This window comes from Rheinheimera sp. WS51, from assembly GCF_050936095.1.
Lineage (GTDB): Bacteria > Pseudomonadota > Gammaproteobacteria > Enterobacterales > Alteromonadaceae > Alishewanella.
This window is the reverse complement of sequence record NZ_JBOTRC010000007.1, coordinates 43,543-63,860: the sequence shown is the minus strand read 5'-3', so window position 1 is coordinate 63,860 and position 20,318 is coordinate 43,543. Positions and strand designations below refer to the sequence as shown.

Here is a 20,318-nt window from a genome sequence, read left to right as displayed (position 1 = left end):
ACCAGTAACTCATCAAATCTCTTAGGCTATTTCCACGTTTCAATGAGGAGATAACCATGAGGAAATCACGTAGCCTTGCGCAGTGGCGCAACATTATCGAAGAGCAACAAGCTAGCGGGTTAACGGTCGCTGAGTATTGCCAACAACATGCTTTATCAAAAACCACGTTTTATGCCACAAAAAACAAACTTAGTGCATCATCGGGTCATTTTATTCGTGCCAAAATCACCAAACAAATCGACGTTATCGAGCGGCAACAGCCGTTCACTCGTTAGCTAGACGCTTACCAAGCAACAGCTATTTCCCGTAAAGTACCAACGATAAAACCGTCACTCACTACATATCCGAAAATCGATTCGCAGTTTGCACCATTCGTTTTATTTCATTTTCTTCAACGCTCTTTACCGTTTCTAACAGCTCTTTTGCGCTGTCTATATCAACACGGGAATATAGGTGTTCATACAACTCAATGACTTGCTCATGATGGTTTACAATGTTCTCCATAATGTGATCAGTATCTAACTCTTTAAAAGGCGAATCACAGTGTCCATGCTCAACGATGGGATGTTTCCCAATATAGTCATAACACCAAGTGTCTAATGCATTTCGGTTTGCTGTACTCAAAAAACCTTCGACCATTCGCTCTAAGCTAGCCTCATGACCCGACACGTAGTTTAGAATCATCCGAGCTCGTTCATCTTGGTTTTGTTTAGAGCAGTGAGTAACACACTCCTTCAGGTTTTTGTGGAAATCAACGGTCCAACTCAGCACATCTTTGATTGTTTCTATTTGCATTTTTTACTCCTTACCTATAATTAATCGTTACTTTCGTTTGCTTTTGTTAACTGGCGGACTTCTATGACAACTCCACGGTGTATGTTCCGAATTATCTTTAATATTTTGGTCAATAAACTTGTAGTACTCTTCTTTCAGATGAGTCCACCACCCACTATTTATTTCAACACCAAACTTCCTGAGCTTTTCCTCTATAACATTGAGATCCACTTTAGAGGCATCATAAGCTACCAATAACAAGTTACGCTCAGAGTCATAGGCAACGCTATCGAGACCAACCAACAAGTCAATTTCTTTGATAGCTTTGCGAACTTCTTTCACACTCTCTGCGTTTAGCTTTAAAGTGCGGTTTACTAAGTTAATTCCCCGCACTCCTGCTCTATGATCGTTATTTGACATCAATACTGTCCTGTTAATTAAAACTACCAATACGTTTCAGGCAACATTTGCTCGGTGTTAACTTTGTAACGAAAGCTCTTTATTAGTGGCTGCTCGTTTATCGTGAACCCAGAACAATTCATCGATTGGCGAGATAGAAACTAATCCCTCGTTAGATACCCCAGTATGGGCCGCTTCAACTACCAAGAGGGCAACATCACGCGCATCATCACTGTTCACATAAACTTCAAGCTGTACGTGATCAACTAAGTGATCATCGTTATAGCTATCGAAGTAGTAACCCCGTCCTCGCACAGGAAACAGCGTAAAGCCGCTAACGCCACGGCCGATGAGAGCCTCTTCCACTGAGTCTTGTCGAAGTTGATCAAAAATAGCGGTAATTTTAGATAGGTTCATATACCCCCCTAAAAGCCCTAAAGCATAAGCAGTCGTCAATGACAGATTGCTCACTTTCATCGCAATGAAAGTTATCTTTGCTTTCGTTGCTAACATCCAAATGGCTAACACTTTTTTCGAGCTGTACATTGGAAGCAGTGTTATAAGCAGGAGCGGCTGGGAAGGATAGCTGTATCACTATTCCTAACATAAGCACAACTAAAAATTTTGCTTGAAACATATGTGCGCTCCTATTGCCATACTATAAATTGGCATACTACCCCCTGCACATCATTGATCGAGATCAAAGGTGCGCAGGTGATATTTACAGAGTAAGGTATCATCTAACCTTAACGTCTTTCTTTCGCCACAAATAGTAAACAGCAGGTAATACGAGCAAGGTTAAGATAACAGCGCTGATCATTCCTCCAACCATTGGCGCCGCTATTCTACTAACCACCTCAGCCCCAGTCCCTGTACTAAACATTATAGGCAATAAACCAGCAATTGTAGAAACGGCCGTCATCATGACGGGGCGAACACGAAGTCCTGCCCCTTCCATTACGGCAAGAGAGAGACCCTCTTTCGTTAATGCTTTACCATGCTCTAACTGACTTTTTTCATATTCATTATAGGACTGGTTTAGGTAAGTCAGCATTAGTATTCCTATTTCTACAGTGACACCTGCTAGAGCTATAAAACCAACCGCTACAGCAACTGAGAAATTATAATCTAAAAGATACATTAGCCAGATTGCCCCCACCAATGCGAGAGGCAAAGTTCCCAATATAATGGCTATTTCTGTAGCGTTTCGAAAGTTCATATATAAAAGAACGATAATAATCGCGAGCGTTAACGGAATCACGTAAGTCAGTTTTTCCTTTGCCCTTTCCATATATTCGTACTGCCCGGACCAGGTAACTGAATACCCTGCTGGCAACTCGAGTTCTTGTTCTACAACCTTCATTGCTTTTTCAACATAAGTGCCGACATCAACTCCCTCAATGTCGACAAAAGTCCAGCCATTAAGTCTTGCGTTTTCGCTTTTAATTGCCGGCGGTCCAAGTTCAACGTAGACATCAGCCACATCCGCCAAACTAATACGCTGCCCGTTTGGCGTAACTAAAGGTAGCTTCTTTAATTCTTCCGGCGAATCACGGTAATCTTGAGGGTAGCGCAAGTTTATTGGGTAGCGTTCAAGCCCTTCAATGGTCTCTGAAACATTCATTCCGCCAATAGCCGTGGCAACAACCTGCTGAACATCCTCAATGTTCAAGCCATAACGTGCAGCCTGCTCTCTTTTTATGTCGACTTTGACATAGCGTCCACCAGCCACTCGCTCTGAATAAACAGAAGCCGTACCATCGACATCATCAAGTATCGTTTCAAGCTGCTGACCGATCTTCTGAATTTCATTAAGATCAGCTCCGGCAACTTTTATACCTACCGGCGTTTTTATACCTGTCGATAACATATCAATGCGAGTTTTAATGGGGTAAACCCACGCATTGGTCAGCCCCGGAAACTTTACAAGCGCATCCAGTTCTTTTTTCAACTTCTCAGTGGTCATACCGTCTCTCCACTGATCTTTCGGTTTCAGTTGAATAAAGGTTTCAATCATCGTTAGGGGTGCCGGATCAGTGGCGGTATCCGCTCGACCAATTTTGCCAAAAACCGTCTTCACTTCCGGTACCGTTTTTATGAGCTTGTCGGTTTGCTGCAACAGCTCCCTTGCTTTACCAATTGATAATCCGGGATAGGTAGTGGGCATATACATCAAATCGCCCTCATCCAAATCTGGAATAAATTCACTACCAATTTTGTCAATCGGCCAGACACCAACGGCCAGGATAACAAGCGCTCCGACAACTGCTGTCTTGGGGTATTTCAAAATGCCTTTTAAAAGCGGTTTATACCCGGCGATCAATAACCGATTAAGCGGGTTTTTCCCCTCAGGTGTTACCTTTCCTCTGATAAAATATCCCATCAACACGGGGATAACGGTAATCGCTAAGGCTGCACTGGCTGCCATTGCGTAAGTTTTCGTGAAAGCAAGCGGAGAAAACATCCGCCCTTCCTGGGCTTCTAAGGTAAATACCGGCATAAAGCTGACGGTAATAATGAGCAAGCTAAAGAAAAGAGCAGGGCCCACCTCTGAAGCAGAGGCGGCAACCACCCGCCAGCGGTTCTCTGCTGTCAGTGGCGTTTTTTCCATATGCTTATGCATATTTTCAATCATGACGATGGCACCATCGAGCATAGCGCCAATAGCGATTGCGATCCCTCCAAGTGACATAATATTCGCGTTAATTCCTTGCCAATACATGACAATAAACGCGGTTAAAATACCCAAAGGCAAGCTGATAACGGCAACCAGCGAGGAGCGGACATGGAAGAGAAATATCACACAGATAAACGCGACAATAGCGAGTTCTTCTATTAAACTTTTCCAGAGACTTTCCACGGCATCCGAGATAAGCCCCGAACGATCATAGACAGTGACTATATCGACACCTTCTGGTAGCCCAGACTTTAATTCTTCCAACTTTTGTTTAACGCCATCAATCGTTTTTTGGGCATTTTCTCCGAAACGCATTACCACAATACCACCCACGGCTTCTCCCTCACCGTTGAGTTCGGCGATACCGCGTCTCATTTGGGGGCCCACACCCACATCAGCAACGTCTTTAAGCAATAATGGCGTGCCATTTTCATCAACGCCAAGCGGGATACTCTCTAAGTCTGACACACCATCAATATAGCCTGAGGCCCGGACCATATACTCAGCTTCCGCCATTTCAACCACCGACGCCCCCACTTCCTGATTACCTCGCTGGATAGCATTTTGTATTTGAGCAAGAGGAATATCGAATGCGCGCAGCTTCTCCGGATCCACTTTCACCTGGTACTGCTTTACCATCCCGCCGAGGGCGGCAACTTCCGAAACCCCCTCGACCGTTTGCAGTTCATACTTTAAAAACCAATCCTGCATACTGCGTAACTCACTCAAATTGTGGTTACCCGTACGATCAACCAAGGCATACAAATACACCCAACCAACCCCTGTTGCATCAGGGCCTAATTGCGGTCTTGCATTAGAAGGCAGTTTCGGAGCAACCTGAGACAAATATTCCAGTACTCGCGAACGCGCCCAGTAAGCGTCTGTATCTTCGCCAAAAATGACATACACATAGGAGTCGCCGAAAAACGAATATCCACGGACGGTTTTAGCGCCGGGGACAGACAGCATAGCGGTTGTTAATGGATAGGTTACTTGATCTTCTACCACCTGCGGCGCTTGACCCGGATAGCTGGTTTTAATGATCACCTGGACATCCGACAAGTCCGGCAGTGCGTCTACGGGCGTATTCTTAACCGCAAAAGCACCAACACCCACGAGGATTAATGTCGCCAGAAGAACGAAAAAACGGTTACTCACTGACCATCGAATGACTGACTTAATCATGGTTATGCTCCTGCTCTGTCACTTGTTTTTGCTCAGGAATATGAATCGATGTGAGCTGGTACTGTTGCTTCCCGACTTGCGTTATTTCCGCATGCAAGGATAACCCCGTGCTAAGCTGAGAAAGTTTAACATCCGAAGCAACATCGAAGTCCATCGTCATTGCAGGCCAGTCCCATTCAGAAATCTCACCGTGCTCCAGCGTAACCATCGAGTGCTGAGGCATAACATTTTTAACGGTTGCTTCAACCCAGACAGCTTGAGCTGCTGCGTCACTTGACATACTGCCATGGCTCTCGTTATCAGTGTTAGAGTCGTGGTTCATACGTTTAAAGTCGGAAGACTTACTGGACTCAGAATCAATCAAAAACTGAGCTGAAGTAACGATGTCATCACCTGCCATAAGACCCGATAAAATTTCAACTCGCGAGCTCCCTAACCGCCCAACGTCAACATTAACTGATTTAAATTTCCCATCACCCAGTGCCAGTACAACTCGGTTCGAACCACCCATTCGGATAAGCGCTTCTTTAGGGATGATTAAGTTTTTGTCGCCTAAACCAGCCTTAATGTTAAGTTTCGCAAACATGCCCGGTTTTAAAAAACCATCTGGGTTGTCGAAGTGAATTCGAACTTGTCCCGTCCGAGTTTTAGGGTTAAGTGACGGATAGACATAATCAACCTTTCCTTGCCACTCTTTACCTGGAGCATACTCAAGGTTCATTTGAACGTCATTGCCTACCTCAACCTGGTTCAATTGCCGCTCAAAGACTTCTGCAATAACCCAAATTTTATCCAGTTGAGCAATGGTCATTAAATTCATACTCGGCGTTACAAACGCACCTTCACGCACAGTCAGTCTATCCAATACCCCGGACTGCTTTGCTTTTACCGTGATTGTTTTCTGAATTTTACGAGTTTCTTTTAACTTCTTAATCTCAGATTCAGAGACTTGCAGAGCTCTTAAGCGTTCTTCAGCGGCATCAATTAGCACCTGATTACCTCTTTGCGAGGCCAATACAAGCTCCTCTTGCGCATTAACCATTTCAGGAGAGTAAATACTGTATAAAGGCTCGCCGGCTTTAACCGAGTTACCAACCGCTTTTACGAAAAGCTTCTCAATCCAGCCTTCAACACGGGGACTTACTGTTAATACTCGGTCCTCATCAAACTGAACATAGCCAACTGTTTCGATATCTAGGTTGAGTCTCGAGGACGTGACGGTTGCAGTTGTAACCCCAAGGTTATTAATAACGTCGGGATCAATTCTCACCGTACCAGGTGAACTCTCTTCTGCATCATCGCCATAGTAAGGAATAAGGTCCATCCCCATTGGAGACTTTCCTGGTTTGTCTCGACGATAATTGGGATCCATCGGAGCCACCCAATATAACGGCTCTTTTTTGGCATTATCCGATGAAGCATCGGAGCCCGCAGTTGACTGCATTAAGTAGCCAATTGCACCAGCGCCAACCGCAAACCCTACAGCTAAACTTATAAGAGATTTAGTGACTGTTTTCATTTTAAACTCCTGAGAATAATAAGTAGTTTGCTTCGGCAATCAGCTTTTGGCGGTTTATGGCGATTGCTAATGCATCAATTTTTGCGTTGACTTCAGCAATCTGTGAACGCACCGCCTCTGCAAAGTCGCCATCATCATTGTTGTAAGCTGTCAATGCAGCTTCAGACTGGGCGGACATTTGTGGAAGTAGCTCTTCACGATAAAGAGCAGCGCGTTCATTCAAACGATGCAGTTGTACAAAGGTACTGCGTAAATTGGCTATTAACTGTCTGGCAATCAGCAGTTTTTCAGTTCTTTTTGCTTCAGTTTTATACTTTGACGAACGCACCTGTTCATCCTGCTTGTTATCAGTAAACAGTGGTATATCGAACGTAACTCCGGCTGACAGCAAGTTGGCACGGTCATTGCCGCTTGGATCGTCGTTTCTATGGCCATATTTCAGATTGGCTGACCATTGCGGTTTATAGCCTTGCTGAGCGAGCTCGACAGACGTCTCCGACGCCAAAATGTCTTGATCGGTCGCTTGCAAAACCGGGTGTTCTTTTATCAATTCGTACAAGGCTTGTTTCGGTATTGTCGAAGGTGATAGCAATGTCTTCTTCAGCGTAAGACTCGGAAGGTCATCCGGTAACCTTGATTTCGCTATAACACCTATCCATTCCGACAATTCGCTTTGAAGTTGCTCCTCTTTTTGTCGCAGTGACGTCAACCTATCATCCAGGCGTGTAAGCTCAAGTTGGGCTCTAATAACATCTTGCTGCCGTGCTTTTCCCTCGGTACTGGTATAACTCGCCTTAGCCGTCGACACTAACTGTTCAAAAAGCGCTCTATCCGATTCAATCAAGCGAATACTTTGCTGAGAGAAAAAAACATCTAACCACAACTTCGTGACCGTTGTTTTGACCTTTGCAATACGATCCGCTCTCAAAAACGGTTGTTTTTGAGCTAATTGGTTTTTCTGCTTACGAGACAACGATAATGTGTCTCCTCTGGGAAATGCTTGTGAAACACCGACGACTAACTGGGTCATTCCTTCCTGTCTTGAACTAAAACTGTCAACCGGGAAACTGGCAGCCGTGAGCGATATTTGAGGGTCAGGCAAACTGGAAGAGGCTATTGCTTCACTCGCGAATGCTTCTTGGGTTTGCTTACTTGCCGTTAACCAAGGATCTTCTTGTACAGCGATACTCACTGCTTCTTGCAAATTCAAAAGCGGCTCTTGTGCATTAACGACATTTGGCACCACTACAGTCAGAACACTTAAATAAGCCATTCTTCTTAAAAGTTTCATATTGTTACTCTCAAAAACTGTGAATTTTTAAATAGCCGAACCGCACCTTTTTTGTCGGCGAGGTTCTAGACATTAAGAACATGTAAAATATTGCTAGTTTAGTCAATTACAGAAGAACTGACTTACCAGCGCGGGTAAGTCAGTTCTTGTTACTAGTTGCTGTTAAAACTGCATATCATAACCATCTACTTTAGCGTAAACCTTGCTAGTACCATCTTTAAGGAATACCAATATCTCATACGGCATAAAACGGTCGCCCACTTCCATACCTGGTGAACCTAATGGCATGGCTGGTACCGTAAGGCCAATAGCATTGGCCACTGGTTCGGCTAAAAACATATGGATATATTTAGCGGGAATATGGCCTTCAAATACATAACCACTCTCAGATACTGCTGTATGGCATGAGATATGATTGGGCTGAATGCCATAACGATTTTTAATAAAGCTTAAATCATCATAGTCTTTTGCGATAGCTGTTATGCCATTTTGCTCTATATGCGATATCCATTTTTTACAACAGCCACAGCTACTTGTTTTATAAACAGTTAATAAAGGCTCGCTCTGTTGTTGGCTCACCACAGGCTCTGCCGTAACTTTCGGATCATTATTAGTTACAGCGGGTTCAGAGCATGCTGTTAGCAAAAATACTGCTGCAAATAAGGCAGTTAAAGTTGTAATTTTTGGCACAGGGTTCTCCTAAAAAATAAGTCTTAATAACAAATAAAGCTAAGATTAACTTTGTGGCCCAACAAGTGTCGTAAACACGCTAGTCGTCACTAATACTGAGACCACCAATAGCGTTTCAATTAAAATTGACAGCCGCAGCGGTTGGGCATTTTTATGCTGCGCCAACTCAGCAACAAGTTTAAGTTTATGCCAAGCTGCTAACAGCAACATACCACTGACAAATATCAGCTTTAACATCAATAACTGACCATAATTGGTAGTGAATAAATTGCTAATAGGCTCTACAAGCTGCAGTAGTAATAGCACACCACAAGCGATTAATATGGTTACAAAAAATACCGCTACCTTGCCAAAGTTTTCCATTAACGTCACTAGGTAGTCAGTGGGTAACGCCTTGCAGCTTTGATGTAAGGGCCACAAAGAGCCAGCCCAGGCTGCCATGGCAAGTATATGCAATACTAACAAGCCTTTAAACACCGTATTAAGCGCTACCGTATGGCCTGTAAAAGTAAAGCTAATTGCTAGCAGAATAAACCCAGTCACTGTGACGATTCTTAGTATGGTTTTAAACCTTGCCAGCTTGTTTATCCCCCACTCACTAAGTAACAACAGCGTAAAACCGACAACAATGAAACTGACTTGGCTACCCACTGCTGATTGCCACATGATACTAAGCATTAAGGAGTCAAACATACCTGTTAAGCCATTTTCAGCCATAGCACCGGCTTGAAGTGGCAATTGCAATAATGATACTACTAGGCCAAAACCCGCCCACTTTAACAACCAACTGCTAAGCCAGCCATCATAAGCCTCCAGCTTAGTATCAGTAGTACTTAACTGCTTTGATCGTAAAGTTTGCATTAATATGCTGCCGACACAACTGCTGACTGCAGCATAAGTGGCAAACTTTGTTAGTAATAGCATTAACTCCCAATGGCCAATCATCACTCGGTTGCCTTCTACTAATGCTGATGAGAATGCGACTGGTGATTAAGTGACTGATTAGAAAGCTGTTTTGCTTCCAGCTTCATATCGCCATGGAGCATAAAACTATAATCACCGGTCATTTTATGGCCATCTTGGCCCATAACAATCCAACTCACCTGATACTCGCCACTTTTAAGGGGTGGCAGTGGCCACTCAAATTCTGAGGCGGCTGTAGCTGAAGCCGCAAAACCAAATTTAACCGCTTTTTTCTCTGCATCAATTAAGCTTAATTTCATCATCCGTACTGGGGCACTGAATGTCAGCTTTAACGTTGCAGGGCTTTGCATTAACATCGCCTCATCTGCTGGTACTGTCTCAGTTAAATCAACATGTGCAGACACCGTAGTCGCCATTAATAAAACAGCTATAGCACTCACTATTTTTAATGTTTTTAATATTTTCATTTTTATCACCTTAATTATTAAAACCAGAACCGCACACCCGCGACCGCACTCGTAGTATCAGTCGCTTCATTATTCGCTCGGGCAAAGTCAGCGCTATTGCCATACTTAGCCATCCACTCAACACCGATATAAGGCGCAAACTGGCGTGAGAACTCATAACGTAAACGCATTCCAGCATTTAAAGACGCTAAGCCTTTTCCGATACCATTAATGGAATCGTCTTTACCATAAGCAGTTAATCCCACTGTGCTTTGTAAGATTAAACGTTGCGTGAATAGCAATTCATATTCAGCTTCTGCTGCTATGGCTGTCCGCCCAGAGTTGCCTAAATAGGCAGTTACATCTACCTCAAACCAATACGGCGCTAAGCCTTGGACACCCAATGCCAACCACTGCCGACTTTCCCCTTCCGTGTAGGTATCAAACCGGGCTCCGAGCTGGGCATCCCAAAACGTATAAACCGCACGGCTCCATAGCAAATCGGTTTGGCTTTCTTCCAACTTACCATCGCTTACCTCACCTTCCAGCTTTATTGCTAGTCGATTAAAAGTAGTGCCATACCAGCCTTGTAATTCAAATGCTAAGCTATCCGTAGCAAACTGGTGCTCCAACTTATCTGCTTTAATTGCGTAAAAACGGTGTTCATCTGCCAGTTTTAACTGGCGACCGCCGCCTATAGCATAAGGCCCGTCGGCTAAGGTATAACCGCCAGAATAAGCATGAGGATCTCGGGCATCTGCAGGCGCTTTTCCGCCCTGCATTTTCATATCGCCATGGTCCATTTGACTGTGGTCTATCGCCTTATCGCCATGGTTCATCTTGCTATGGTCCATTTCGCTGTGGCTCATCGCTTTATCGCCATGGTTCATCTTGCTATGATCCATTTGACTGTGGTCCATCGCCTTATCGCCATGGTTCATCTTGCTATGATCCATCTGGCTGTGGTCCATTACCTTATCACCATGGTTCATCTTGCTATGGTCCATCTGGCTGTGGTCCATCGCCTTATCGTCATGGTTCATCTTGCTATGATCCATCTGGCTGTGGTCCATTACCTTATCGCCATGCTTCATCTTGCTATGGTCCATCTGGCTGTGGTCCATCGCCTTATCGTCATGGTTCATCTTGCTATGATCCATTTCGCTGTGGCCCATCGCCTTATCGCCATGGTTCATCTTGCTATGAGCCATCTGGCTGTGGTCCATCGCCTTATCGCCATGGTTCATCTTGCTATGACCCATTGCGCTGTGGTCCATTGCCGTATCACCATGCTTCATCTTGCTATGTTCCATCTGGCTGTGGTCCATCGCCTTATCGCCATGGTTCATCTTGCTATGGTCCATTTCGCTGTCTGCCATCACCCCAGCACTTACCAGCAATAAACTAGCTGTTAACGCAATCACCGGCGTGGTACTTACTAATTTTGTTATTTTCATGACACCACCACTTCTCTAAACATACCTGCATCCATATGAAATAACAGATGACAATGCCAAGCCCAGCGACCTACATCATGCGGGGTTGTTAAAAAGCTAATTCGCTGCGCAGGCTGCACAGGAATAGTGTGTCGTCTGACTTGGACTTCACCACTTTCACTTTCTAAATCACTCCACATTCCATGCAAATGCATAGGGTGAGGCATCATGGTGTCATTCTGCAAAATCACCCTAACACACTGATTTAATTTCATATGAACAGGTGTACTTTGACCAAACTCTAAACCATCAATTGACCAGCTATAGCGTTCCATATTGCCGGTTAGGTGTAATTCAATTTCAGCTTCAGGACGCCGTGGTTCAATAACGTTTTCTAGTGAATGTAAATCGGATAACGTCAGCACTTTTCGGCCATTATTGCGTAAACCAATGCCCGGATCGTCCAAGTTAGTTCTTGGCGTATCTACCCGCATATCAACCGAAGGGCCATATTCGCTACTGGCATGGCGCACTTGCGTGCTGGCTTTAGCATAAGCAGCGGCCGGCCCTTCATGCTGACTTAAATCCATCGGCATAGCTGCGCCATGTTGGCTATGATCCATAGCGCCCTCTGTCATTGAACCGCCATGGGACATATTGCCCATCATGTCGGCCATCGCTAACCACTCTACTGGATCGACTGCCGGTACGGGTGCATTAATATTGTCGGCTACCGCTAGGGTGCCTCGAGCATAACCGGTGCGTTCTATGGTCTGGGCGAAAATGGTATAAGCATCAGATTGCGGTGTGACCAGTACATCATAGGTTTCACCCGGGCCAAATCGGAATTCATCAACGGTTACTGGATGGACATTTTGGCCATCTGACTGTACTACGGTCATTTGCAGTTCCGGGATACGGACATCGAAGAAGGTATTGCTGGCGCCATTAATAAAGCGCAAGCGAACTTTTTCGCCTTTTTTAAACAGGCCTCGCCAATTAGCCAGCGGTGTGCTGCCGTTAAATAAGTAGGTTAGTGCAGCGCTTGACACATCTCCCAAGTCTGTCGGGCTCATGCGCATTTCTTGCCACATTTTACGTTTTGATAATGCTGAACTAAGCCCTTTTTCTGACAGGTCTCGGAAAAAATCTCGTACTGTTGGTTGATTATAATTGTAGATATCACCTTGCACTTTTAGTTTACTAAATACTTTCATCGGGTCATCATCGGTCCAGTCTGAAAGCTGTACCACATACTCTCTATCCGCCACGATGATATCTTGCTCTCTAGGCTCGATGATCAGTGCACCGTACATGCCGGTCATTTCTTGAAAGCCACTATGGGAGTGATACCAGTAAGTACCGCTTTGTTGCAAAGTAAACTTATAAACAAAGGTTTCACCGGGCATAATGCCCTTAAAGCTTAAGCCTGGCACCCCATCCATTTGATAAGGTAAAATAATGCCATGCCAGTGAATAGAGCTTGGCACAGATAAGGTATTGGTCACTTTAATCGTCACCTCATCGCCTTCGCGTAAACGTAGCGTTGGTGCCGGAATAGAGCCATTTATGGTAGTTGCTGTACGCACTACACCAGTAAAGTTGACTAAAGATTCAGCAATGGTTAACTCGATAACTTTGCCACTTAATTCAGGTGCTGAACCTGTCGCGGCATTATCTTTAAAAGAACTACCGGCATGAACAACATGCGGGAAACTAGCTATTACGCCTCCGATGGCAAGCCCTTGGACAAATCGGCGCCGCGAGATAGAAGCCGGTAACTTGAACTTGTTATCATTCATTTATATAACCCCTGAACTTATTTATTTCATCTAGCTTAGCTATTTATAACTGTCAGCAACATGACTCTGACATGACAAAGTTGTAATCTTGTTGTCATCTAGCTGACAGCCTGTGTATTGCAAGCTATCAGTTACCCCTATTTACAGGAAAGGTTATGCGATTACTGATTGTTGAAGACGAAATCAAAACGGGTGATTATTTAAAGCAAGGCCTCACTGAAGCGGGTTTTCAAGTTTCACTGGTTAGAAACGGCTTAGACGGGCATCACCTTGCAATGACCGAAGTATTTGATCTGATTGTGCTGGATGTGATGTTGCCTGATGTTAATGGCTGGCGGATAGTACAATCTATTCGCGAAAGCAATAACCTTACGCCAGTATTGTTTTTATCCGCCCGTGATAGCGTTGATGACAGAGTTAAAGGCTTAGAATTAGGCGCGGATGATTACTTAATTAAACCCTTTGCTTTCTCAGAAGTGTTGGCGCGGGTACGCAGCCTAATACGCCGCGGCCAAACCATAACCACCCCAGATTTACTTCAGGTGGCCGATTTACAATTAGACGTCCCCAAAAGAAGAGTCATGCGCAGCGGAGTCAAAATTGCCTTGAGTAATAAAGAGTTTTCTTTATTAGAGTTATTAATGCGCCGCAGCGGTGAAGTCTTACCCCGATCTTTAATCGCCTCACAGATTTGGGATATGAACTTTGATAGCGACACCAATGTTATTGATGTCGCAATAAGAAGGTTACGGGCTAAAGTAGACGATGATTTTATGCCAAAATTAATCCACACCGTGCGCGGCATGGGCTATAAACTTGAAAACGAGCAAGCGGATGAAGCATAACACTAAACGGCCACTGTCCTTGACCCTGAGAGTGGTACTGTCTGTCGTTGTCACTATTGCGGTTTGTTTACTGGTTGTTAGGCAACTGCTTATCAGTTCTATAGAGCACCATTTTATCGAACAAGATGCCGATGAACTTGGCGTTATTGTTCACTCTGTTCAGCAAGTTTTCCTTAACGAGCCTACAGATCCGAAAACTTTAGCTCAATCATTATCGCAAGCTGTTGCCGGACATCATGGCGTCTATTACCAAATAAACAATTCTCAGCAGCAAATTATTTATAACAATGCTAATTTTGATTTAAGCCAACTTACAGATACTGATGAATCCATAGATACATTTAAAATTGAAAATATCCAACACTGGCAATATCAAGATAAAGCCTATCGGGGTATTGCTCTGAACATAGCCACTGCAAACGATAACTACCGGTTAATTACAGCGATTGATATGGATTTTCACATCCACTTTTTGCAGCAACTCGGTCAAAGTCTTTGGGTGATTCTACTCGGTTCCTGCCTCCTTACTTTATTAGCAGCTTGGATTGCGGTGCATCAAGGTTTAGCGCCACTTAGAGGACTAAGTGACAATATGCGCGACATTCAAACCAGCAAACTCGACATTAGATTAAACGCCAACGAAGTACCTTCTGAGTTAACGCATATGGTGCAGTCATTCAACCACATGCTAAACCGCTTAGAGGATGGCTTTACTAAGTTATCGCACTTTAGTGCCGACATTGCTCACGAAATTCGCACCCCTTTAACCAATATAATCACCCAAACCCAAGTCAGTTTATCTCGGCCTCGAACAGCTGCAGAATACCAAAACGTGTTATTTTCTAATTTAGAAGAGCAAGAGCGACTGAGTAAAATGGTGAGCGATATGCTGTGGCTGGCCAAAAGTAAAAATGGTTTAATTACCCCGAGTAAACAGCCTTTAAATATTGCCGATGAAGTCGCGGCCATATTCGAGTTTTTTGAAGCGTTAGCAGACGAGGCCGGAGTCAAACTCGCGTTTACCGGTCAGCCCAGCGTCATTAATGCCGATCGCACTTTGCTAAGGCATGCTTTAACTAATTTATTGTCAAATGCGATACGACACACAGCTTCTGGACACAGCATTATAGTCAACAGCTATCAGCAAGCTACTAACACGCTTTGTATCAGTGTCGAAAACCCTGGCCCAGCAATATCCGCCGAGCATTTACCTTATTTATTTGAACGTTTTTATCGCGCCGATCAATCAAGACAACGCCACAGTGATGGTGCAGGTTTAGGGCTAGCTATTACTAAAGCGATTATCGAAGCCCATGACGGTGATATCACCGTGACCTCAGATCAAAATCTCACACGTTTTGTCATTACACTACGCATGACATAACTATAAACCCCTGATAAAACCCTGCGCAATGTTAATTGCGCAGGGTTAGTTTAATTAGCTAAAGACATCAAAAGCAATATCAGATTCAGGCACCCCTTTATCTCTAAGTAACCTTATGGTGTCATCCATCAACCCTTTGGGCCCGCATAAGTAGAACTCAGGATCACCTTGCGCAACGATATTTTGCCAATTTAATGCCAGCACATGTTGGGCATAGCCGGTCGCACCTAACCAATCTTTGTCTGGTCGTGACAACACTGGGTAATAGTAAAAATGTGGGTATTGTTTAGCGAGTTCATAAAAGTAATCAACATAAACAATATCATTTTCATTTCGTGCGCCATAAAAGAAATGGATCTCTCTGGCTGGCTTGGCAATGGTTTTATCAATTGAATTATGGCTTTGTAAAAACAACTGTTCTTCAATCAACGATTTTAAAGGTGCCATACCTGAGCCTGCGCCTACTAACACCATGGTTTTGTCACTATCGCTTTTAGCATAAAACTCTTCAAACGGGCCAAGTGCATCAATGTACTCACCGACTTTTAAGTTGCCTAAATAGTTTGAACCTATACCGGGCAACACAGCTGGGTTACCAGCACTTTGCAGCTTAATAACAAACATCAATTCATTAGTGTTTTCATCAATACTGGCTAGTGAATAACTTCGACTACAAGCACTATGTTGATAATCTAAAGGTGAGATATGCTGCCAATAAGGTTTTAATTCACCGGGTAAATCGGCAGGTATTGAATGACACTCTGAATCAGGTATAAAGAAACGCATAAAAGCACCTGCTTTATATTGCACTGGCACCTTAGAATGGGCTTTAAACCGTAACTCTTTAATATAAGGGCTTAAGTAAACACTGCTAGTTAACTCTAAAGTATATTTTTTAGCATCAGTAATATCCATCAATGTCATATGTTCAACATCGTCACAGAAATGCTGACAGGCTAAGCGGTAGCCCTGCTCTAATTCTTGAACACTGAAATGCTGTACATCAGCTGCCGTCGATTTTACATTTTGATTAATCATAATTCGACAACGGCCACAGGTACCACCGCCGCCACAAGTAGAAGGTAAGATGATTTTATGATCAACCAAGCCATCAAGTAAGTTTTTGTGATTAGAAAACGCCAGTTGGCCCATACTTTTCTGGTTACTATCAAATAGTTTCACCGTTGTTTTACGGGCAAACCATTTGATTTTGTACTGACCTCGCAGCGCTAAATCAATGGTCCAAATTAAACCAGTGCCGCTCAGAAACAAGGTTAAAAAGGCAAAAAACATCATAAATTCATTATTAAAACTACCTTCATTGGCATAATCCATAAAGTGAAGTTTTAGAAAGAAATCAGCTAAGCGCTTATCATCATCACTATGGCCTGCAATACGGCCAGAATCGGCTTCAATATAGACACTAGTGTTAATATCATCAGAGTAGTTTACTTGCCACACGGCATTTTTTTGTTTCAGTAAATCTGCAATAGGTGGCTGCATTAAGGTCGTCGATACTATCTGTCCTGGTCCTGTATACGACTGAGCCGCCAACGACTCTGCAAAACTATTATCAATGATTACTGGTTCACCGGTAATCGCATCAACCACTGAATGTTTGTTAACAAAATTATCATATAAACCGCGTTGATGGTTCAGCAGATAATAAGGCTTACCTACTAACTCAATTAGCGCAAGGCTATTACTTGCAAGCTGCTGTTGTAGCACCATTTTTGGTTCTTTTAATTCCAGCCCTTTTAATTTAAGCTGTTGCCAATCCACAGCAGTAATTTTATTAGATTTATAGGTGTTACCTGCGGCTTTAGTATGGTCCATAAAATTAAAGTACATGCCACTTCCCAGCCAAACCATCAACTGAATACCGACAATCACAGAGCTCCATTTATGGATTTTTTTCACCATACTCATTGGGCAACTCCTTGGGTATTATTTTTAGCGGCTGCCGGTTTAGTTAAACTATCATCAGTCTTACGAAACACGCGGAAATACACCAGCAACAAGCCAAATATGGCTGACAAAATACCTAATAACGTAAACCAGAATAATAATGTGTTATCTATCTCGCTATTTTCATAATCCATAACATGAAACCGGAACATCCAGTCAAATAAGCGCCAAAAACTGTGTCTTTTCCCCACTAGCAGCCCCGTTTCAGCCGAAACATAAATGGCGGGTGAACCAAAATCTGCAAAGTTAACACGCCAGGCTGGCATTACCGCTGGATTAAGCTCAAATGGCGCATTTTCACTGATAAGCTCTGTGCTTTTTATCGCCCCGCTGCCACTGTAATAATAAGTAGCGGCTTTTTCGGCTTGTGCCTGATTAAGTGGCGCTAATTCCGCACCACTTTGCGCATCTACCACTCGCTTTTTGTTATCCAGCGTAAAGCGATATACCACCTTATCTAAATAACGTTCAATACTAACTTGTTTCGCTTGTGGGTAACTTTGCATTAAGCTTTGTAAAGGATAATCTATTAAGGTTGGGTCTATTTTATCTTGTGCGTTATTAACTAAGGTGTCGCCATGAATGTAATCAATATTTAAATATACCATGTAAGCACCACTGACCGACCAGATAACAAACTGAATACCTATAAAGGCCATTAACCATTTATGGTATTTTCTACTGGTTTTAAGTAGTCGCATTGAGTCATTCATGTGTAACCTCATTTACTGCATGCTTATTCTGCAAAGTGCACAAACTATTGTTGATAATAATGTGTTTGAGCCAAGCAAAAATATTTTAATTTCAAAATAAAACATTATTAAAGGCCTTTGTCATAACGACAAAGGCCTATGTGTTTATCGTGTTAATACTGAATTAGAACTTATAAGTGGCACGAACATAGCCGCGTCTTCCCAGTAAGTCATAAGTCATCACATCGGTATTAGCGTCATTCCAAGAAGTTAGATAAGGTGCATTTTTATCAAAGATATTATCTACACCAGCGGAAAAGGTTAAATCATCATTGAAATACCAGCTAGCTGATACATCCGAATACGTAACCGAACCTACTGACTTACCTAACGGGTCTAAATCACTACCGTTAACATCATCTGCACTGCCGATATAACGTAATGAATAAGTAGCAGACCAAACATCTGTCATTACACTGTAGCTAAAGTTACTGCGCCATTCAGTATAACTGCCCTGATCTTCAGTGATATCGCCTACTTTATCGATTGTAGGTTGGCCTCTAAACGGCGTACTTTCATGCGTTAGTAAACGAGTAACATCAAGCGAAGCACGGCTACTTAAACCAAACAGAGTAAATTTATACATAGCGTTAAGATCAACACCACTGACTTTCTCTACTGCTGCATTAACCGGCCGTTGATTCAACTCGCTAACTTGGTGTGTTACAGGATGACGGTCGAAAGTATCGCAAAATTTGGCATTACCGATAGGGTCTTCATAACAAAGACGCAGCATATCCGAGCCATTAACCGAAGTGATAGAGTCGTCAATTTCAATATTGAAGTAATCTACAGTAGCTGAGAACCCTTCTAAAAACGCTGGCTGCCAAACAATACCCATAGTGGTAGTTGTCGCAGTTTCAGGCTCTAGTTTTGGATTACCGCCTACACTGGTCAAAATGGTATTGCCATCTTGCACAAAGTTTACCGGTACGCCCGCAGCCAAACAGTTAGCGGCAATTGTACCAGTGGCATTTTCACACGGATCGATAGTCCGTAAATTCTCACCATTAGTGCCACCAAATAACTCGGTAATAACCGGTGCCCTAAAGGCTGTAGAATGAACAGTACGTAGCATCAATTCGTCGTTAACATTCCAGCTTAAGCCCATTTTATAGGTTGTTTCTGCACCCGCGGTATTATAATCCGAATACCGCGCTGCCAATTCGACAGATAATTGCTTAACGAATTGTTTATCTGCTAATAAAGGCACCGACAACTCGCCGAATATTTCATTAACGCTGTAACTACCACTAATAGGATCTTCTAAACCGTTGCGCAGCACAGTCGAATCAGGATCACGCCAGCCTTTTTCAGTGCGGCTTTCTGCACCGACAGCAAAACCAAGACCACCAGCCGGTAGTTCAAGTAAATAGCCATTCATATTTACCGACCAAGTGCGCATTTCATTGCCACCGGTACCTTCACGACGATATTTAACGTAATCAATGACTTCTTTGTGCCGTTATTTTTACAACAAGATTTTAGCGTAATTACGGCAAGTCAGTATCTAAATTCAATTGCACCGGCCACTAAAGCTGATATAACCATTGAAGCTATAATGCCAACGAAAATTTTAAAACATAACTTGCTACTTGAAGATGATATCCCTTGCCTAAAAGTGACTCGTATTACCCATTCGCACGGTCATCCTATTAGCTATGCCGTGTTATACCACCCTGCTAATAGATTTAAGTTTACTAGCCAGCTTGATATTGTAAGTTAGGGTTTGCAGCAACGAACAAACACAAAATATTCCTTCAATAACATAAAAACACTCACATAACTTACTCTAACAAAAAGCTTGGTATGTGAGTACGCTAGTTACATTAGCTGCTGTAACTTATTTATGCAGGGGTATGAACTTAGACCACATTTATCACGCCACGATACATCTGCATTTGGCAGTGAAACTCATATTTTCCCACGGCCAAAGCTGGCACAGGCACGCTGGTAATGTCGTTTAATTTAAGGCTGGCACTAATCTCTAGCGCTGGTATTAATACTGTTTCTGTACAAGGTGACGCATCTTTTCTATTAAACTTCAGGGTTAATGGACTGCCCGCTTGCACCTCTATTACCGACGGCGTGTAAACACCGTCTTTGACCACAATAAGTAGCTCTTTGTCTGTAACCACTGTCGTATTGGGTTTATATAACCAAAACCACCAGATGATTAAAAATATTAGGCTGATCCCTATTACGTTAATAATTATCATAATGAGT

The 20,318-nt window shown here is 43.2% G+C and carries 20 protein-coding genes; 4 read left to right on the top strand and 16 right to left on the bottom strand.

Translation table 11 applies throughout. From position 1 onward, the window contains the following. The first annotated feature begins 56 nt into the window (after positions 1-56). Positions 57-275 (top strand): IS66 family insertion sequence element accessory protein TnpA, encoded by a 219-nt coding sequence (tnpA, locus tag ACRCA4_RS09790; protein WP_433187614.1) that lies wholly within the window; start codon positions 57-59, stop codon positions 273-275. A gap of 61 nt (positions 276-336) precedes the next feature. Here tnpA and ACRCA4_RS09785 read toward each other — a convergent pair whose 3' ends face one another. From ACRCA4_RS09785 to ACRCA4_RS09730, 12 genes are all read right to left on the bottom strand, one after another. Next, complete coding sequence (locus ACRCA4_RS09785; RefSeq protein WP_433187611.1) at positions 337-684, bottom strand: hypothetical protein; 348 nt, start codon at positions 682-684, stop codon at positions 337-339. Positions 685-822: 138 nt separating this feature from the next. After that, positions 823-1,194, bottom strand: coding sequence for a cation transporter (locus tag ACRCA4_RS09780; RefSeq protein ID WP_011234471.1), 372 nt, complete (start codon positions 1,192-1,194; stop codon positions 823-825). 57 nt (positions 1,195-1,251) lie between these two features. Beyond that, positions 1,252-1,590 (bottom strand): P-II family nitrogen regulator, encoded by a 339-nt coding sequence (locus tag ACRCA4_RS09775; protein ID WP_006956222.1) that lies wholly within the window; start codon positions 1,588-1,590, stop codon positions 1,252-1,254. After that, positions 1,577-1,810, bottom strand: a complete 234-nt coding sequence (locus ACRCA4_RS09770; protein ID WP_433187607.1) for a hypothetical protein — start codon at positions 1,808-1,810, stop codon at positions 1,577-1,579. Before ACRCA4_RS09770 ends, ACRCA4_RS09775 begins: the two co-directional genes overlap by 14 nt. 99 nt (positions 1,811-1,909) lie before the next feature. Next, the gene (locus ACRCA4_RS09765) at positions 1,910-5,035 is read right to left on the bottom strand and encodes an efflux RND transporter permease subunit (protein WP_433187604.1); all 3,126 of its coding nucleotides are present in this window, start codon (positions 5,033-5,035) and stop codon (positions 1,910-1,912) included. Further along, positions 5,028-6,554: an efflux RND transporter periplasmic adaptor subunit gene (locus ACRCA4_RS09760; protein ID WP_433187601.1), complete on the bottom strand. Its 1,527-nt coding sequence runs from the start codon at positions 6,552-6,554 to the stop codon at positions 5,028-5,030. The genes ACRCA4_RS09765 and ACRCA4_RS09760 overlap by 8 nt, the downstream gene beginning before the upstream one ends. Before the next feature lies 1 nt (position 6,555). Further along, entirely contained in the window at positions 6,556-7,845 is a 1,290-nt protein-coding gene (locus ACRCA4_RS09755) for a TolC family protein (protein ID WP_433187599.1), read from the bottom strand. Between the two features lie 162 nt (positions 7,846-8,007). Continuing rightward, positions 8,008-8,535: a DUF411 domain-containing protein gene (locus tag ACRCA4_RS09750; RefSeq protein ID WP_433187596.1), complete on the bottom strand. Its 528-nt coding sequence runs from the start codon at positions 8,533-8,535 to the stop codon at positions 8,008-8,010. 45 nt (positions 8,536-8,580) lie between these two features. After that, on the bottom strand, positions 8,581-9,480 hold the full coding sequence (locus ACRCA4_RS09745) for a copper resistance D family protein (protein ID WP_433187814.1): 900 nt from the start codon (positions 9,478-9,480) through the stop codon (positions 8,581-8,583). Between the two features lie 17 nt (positions 9,481-9,497). Further along, positions 9,498-9,926, bottom strand: coding sequence for a copper resistance CopC family protein (locus ACRCA4_RS09740; protein WP_433187593.1), 429 nt, complete (start codon positions 9,924-9,926; stop codon positions 9,498-9,500). A 17-nt stretch (positions 9,927-9,943) separates the two neighbouring features. Beyond that, the gene (locus ACRCA4_RS09735) at positions 9,944-11,362 is read right to left on the bottom strand and encodes a copper resistance protein B (RefSeq protein ID WP_433187590.1); all 1,419 of its coding nucleotides are present in this window, start codon (positions 11,360-11,362) and stop codon (positions 9,944-9,946) included. Continuing rightward, positions 11,359-13,143, bottom strand: a complete 1,785-nt coding sequence (locus tag ACRCA4_RS09730; RefSeq protein WP_433187587.1) for a copper resistance system multicopper oxidase — start codon at positions 13,141-13,143, stop codon at positions 11,359-11,361. The genes ACRCA4_RS09735 and ACRCA4_RS09730 overlap by 4 nt, the downstream gene beginning before the upstream one ends. Positions 13,144-13,298: 155 nt before the next feature. Between ACRCA4_RS09730 and ACRCA4_RS09725 the strand changes: the two genes are divergently transcribed. Both ACRCA4_RS09725 and ACRCA4_RS09720 read left to right on the top strand, forming a co-directional pair. After that, positions 13,299-13,988 (top strand): heavy metal response regulator transcription factor, encoded by a 690-nt coding sequence (locus tag ACRCA4_RS09725; protein ID WP_111570589.1) that lies wholly within the window; start codon positions 13,299-13,301, stop codon positions 13,986-13,988. Then, positions 13,978-15,372, top strand: a complete 1,395-nt coding sequence (locus ACRCA4_RS09720) for a heavy metal sensor histidine kinase (RefSeq protein WP_433187583.1) — start codon at positions 13,978-13,980, stop codon at positions 15,370-15,372. Before ACRCA4_RS09725 ends, ACRCA4_RS09720 begins: the two co-directional genes overlap by 11 nt. 54 nt (positions 15,373-15,426) lie before the next feature. Here the strand turns inward: ACRCA4_RS09720 and ACRCA4_RS09715 are convergent, their stop codons facing one another. The 3 genes from ACRCA4_RS09715 to ACRCA4_RS09705 all read right to left on the bottom strand — a co-directional run bounded on the left by ACRCA4_RS09715 (position 15,427) and on the right by ACRCA4_RS09705 (position 19,497). After that, entirely contained in the window at positions 15,427-17,301 is a 1,875-nt protein-coding gene (locus ACRCA4_RS09715; protein ID WP_433187580.1) for a 2Fe-2S iron-sulfur cluster-binding protein, read from the bottom strand. Beyond that, on the bottom strand, positions 17,298-18,053 hold the full coding sequence (locus tag ACRCA4_RS09710; protein WP_433187577.1) for a hypothetical protein: 756 nt from the start codon (positions 18,051-18,053) through the stop codon (positions 17,298-17,300). Before ACRCA4_RS09710 ends, ACRCA4_RS09715 begins: the two co-directional genes overlap by 4 nt. 163 nt (positions 18,054-18,216) lie before the next feature. Further along, on the bottom strand, positions 18,217-19,497 hold the full coding sequence (locus ACRCA4_RS09705) for a TonB-dependent receptor domain-containing protein (protein WP_433187574.1): 1,281 nt from the start codon (positions 19,495-19,497) through the stop codon (positions 18,217-18,219). 54 nt (positions 19,498-19,551) lie between these two features. Here ACRCA4_RS09705 and ACRCA4_RS09700 point away from each other — a divergent pair, with 54 nt between their 5' ends. After that, positions 19,552-19,818 carry a UTRA domain-containing protein gene (locus ACRCA4_RS09700; RefSeq protein WP_433187571.1) on the top strand — a complete coding sequence of 89 codons (267 nt, stop codon included), beginning with the start codon at positions 19,552-19,554 and terminating at the stop codon, positions 19,816-19,818. Between the two features lie 139 nt (positions 19,819-19,957). On the opposite strand, the gene ACRCA4_RS09695 is transcribed toward ACRCA4_RS09700, so the two are convergent. Then, positions 19,958-20,311, bottom strand: a complete 354-nt coding sequence (locus ACRCA4_RS09695; protein ID WP_070049668.1) for a cupredoxin domain-containing protein — start codon at positions 20,309-20,311, stop codon at positions 19,958-19,960. Positions 20,312-20,318: the final 7 nt, after the last annotated feature.

Bases quoted from the DNA above. Each gene is read 5' to 3' on its own strand.
- ACRCA4_RS09775 (WP_006956222.1), bottom strand. From the start codon at position 1,590: ATGAACCTATCTAAAATTACCGCTATTTTTGATCAACTTCGACAAGAC.
- ACRCA4_RS09740 (WP_433187593.1), bottom strand. From the start codon at position 9,926: ATGAAAATATTAAAAACATTAAAAATAGTGAGTGCTATAGCTGTTTTA.
- tnpA (WP_433187614.1), top strand. From the start codon at position 57: ATGAGGAAATCACGTAGCCTTGCGCAGTGGCGCAACATTATCGAAGAG.
- ACRCA4_RS09765 (WP_433187604.1), bottom strand. From the start codon at position 5,035: ATGATTAAGTCAGTCATTCGATGGTCAGTGAGTAACCGTTTTTTCGTT.
- ACRCA4_RS09725 (WP_111570589.1), top strand. From the start codon at position 13,299: ATGCGATTACTGATTGTTGAAGACGAAATCAAAACGGGTGATTATTTA.
- ACRCA4_RS09715 (WP_433187580.1), bottom strand. From the start codon at position 17,301: ATGAGTATGGTGAAAAAAATCCATAAATGGAGCTCTGTGATTGTCGGT.
- ACRCA4_RS09785 (WP_433187611.1), bottom strand. From the start codon at position 684: ATGATTCTAAACTACGTGTCGGGTCATGAGGCTAGCTTAGAGCGAATG.
- ACRCA4_RS09735 (WP_433187590.1), bottom strand. From the start codon at position 11,362: ATGAAAATAACAAAATTAGTAAGTACCACGCCGGTGATTGCGTTAACA.
- ACRCA4_RS09770 (WP_433187607.1), bottom strand. From the start codon at position 1,810: ATGTTTCAAGCAAAATTTTTAGTTGTGCTTATGTTAGGAATAGTGATA.
- ACRCA4_RS09710 (WP_433187577.1), bottom strand. From the start codon at position 18,053: ATGAATGACTCAATGCGACTACTTAAAACCAGTAGAAAATACCATAAA.
- ACRCA4_RS09760 (WP_433187601.1), bottom strand. From the start codon at position 6,554: ATGAAAACAGTCACTAAATCTCTTATAAGTTTAGCTGTAGGGTTTGCG.
- ACRCA4_RS09755 (WP_433187599.1), bottom strand. From the start codon at position 7,845: ATGAAACTTTTAAGAAGAATGGCTTATTTAAGTGTTCTGACTGTAGTG.
- ACRCA4_RS09730 (WP_433187587.1), bottom strand. From the start codon at position 13,143: ATGAATGATAACAAGTTCAAGTTACCGGCTTCTATCTCGCGGCGCCGA.
- ACRCA4_RS09745 (WP_433187814.1), bottom strand. From the start codon at position 9,480: ATGATTGGCCATTGGGAGTTAATGCTATTACTAACAAAGTTTGCCACT.
- ACRCA4_RS09780 (WP_011234471.1), bottom strand. From the start codon at position 1,194: ATGTCAAATAACGATCATAGAGCAGGAGTGCGGGGAATTAACTTAGTA.
- ACRCA4_RS09695 (WP_070049668.1), bottom strand. From the start codon at position 20,311: ATGATAATTATTAACGTAATAGGGATCAGCCTAATATTTTTAATCATC.
- ACRCA4_RS09720 (WP_433187583.1), top strand. From the start codon at position 13,978: ATGAAGCATAACACTAAACGGCCACTGTCCTTGACCCTGAGAGTGGTA.
- ACRCA4_RS09705 (WP_433187574.1), bottom strand. From the start codon at position 19,497: ATGCGCACTTGGTCGGTAAATATGAATGGCTATTTACTTGAACTACCG.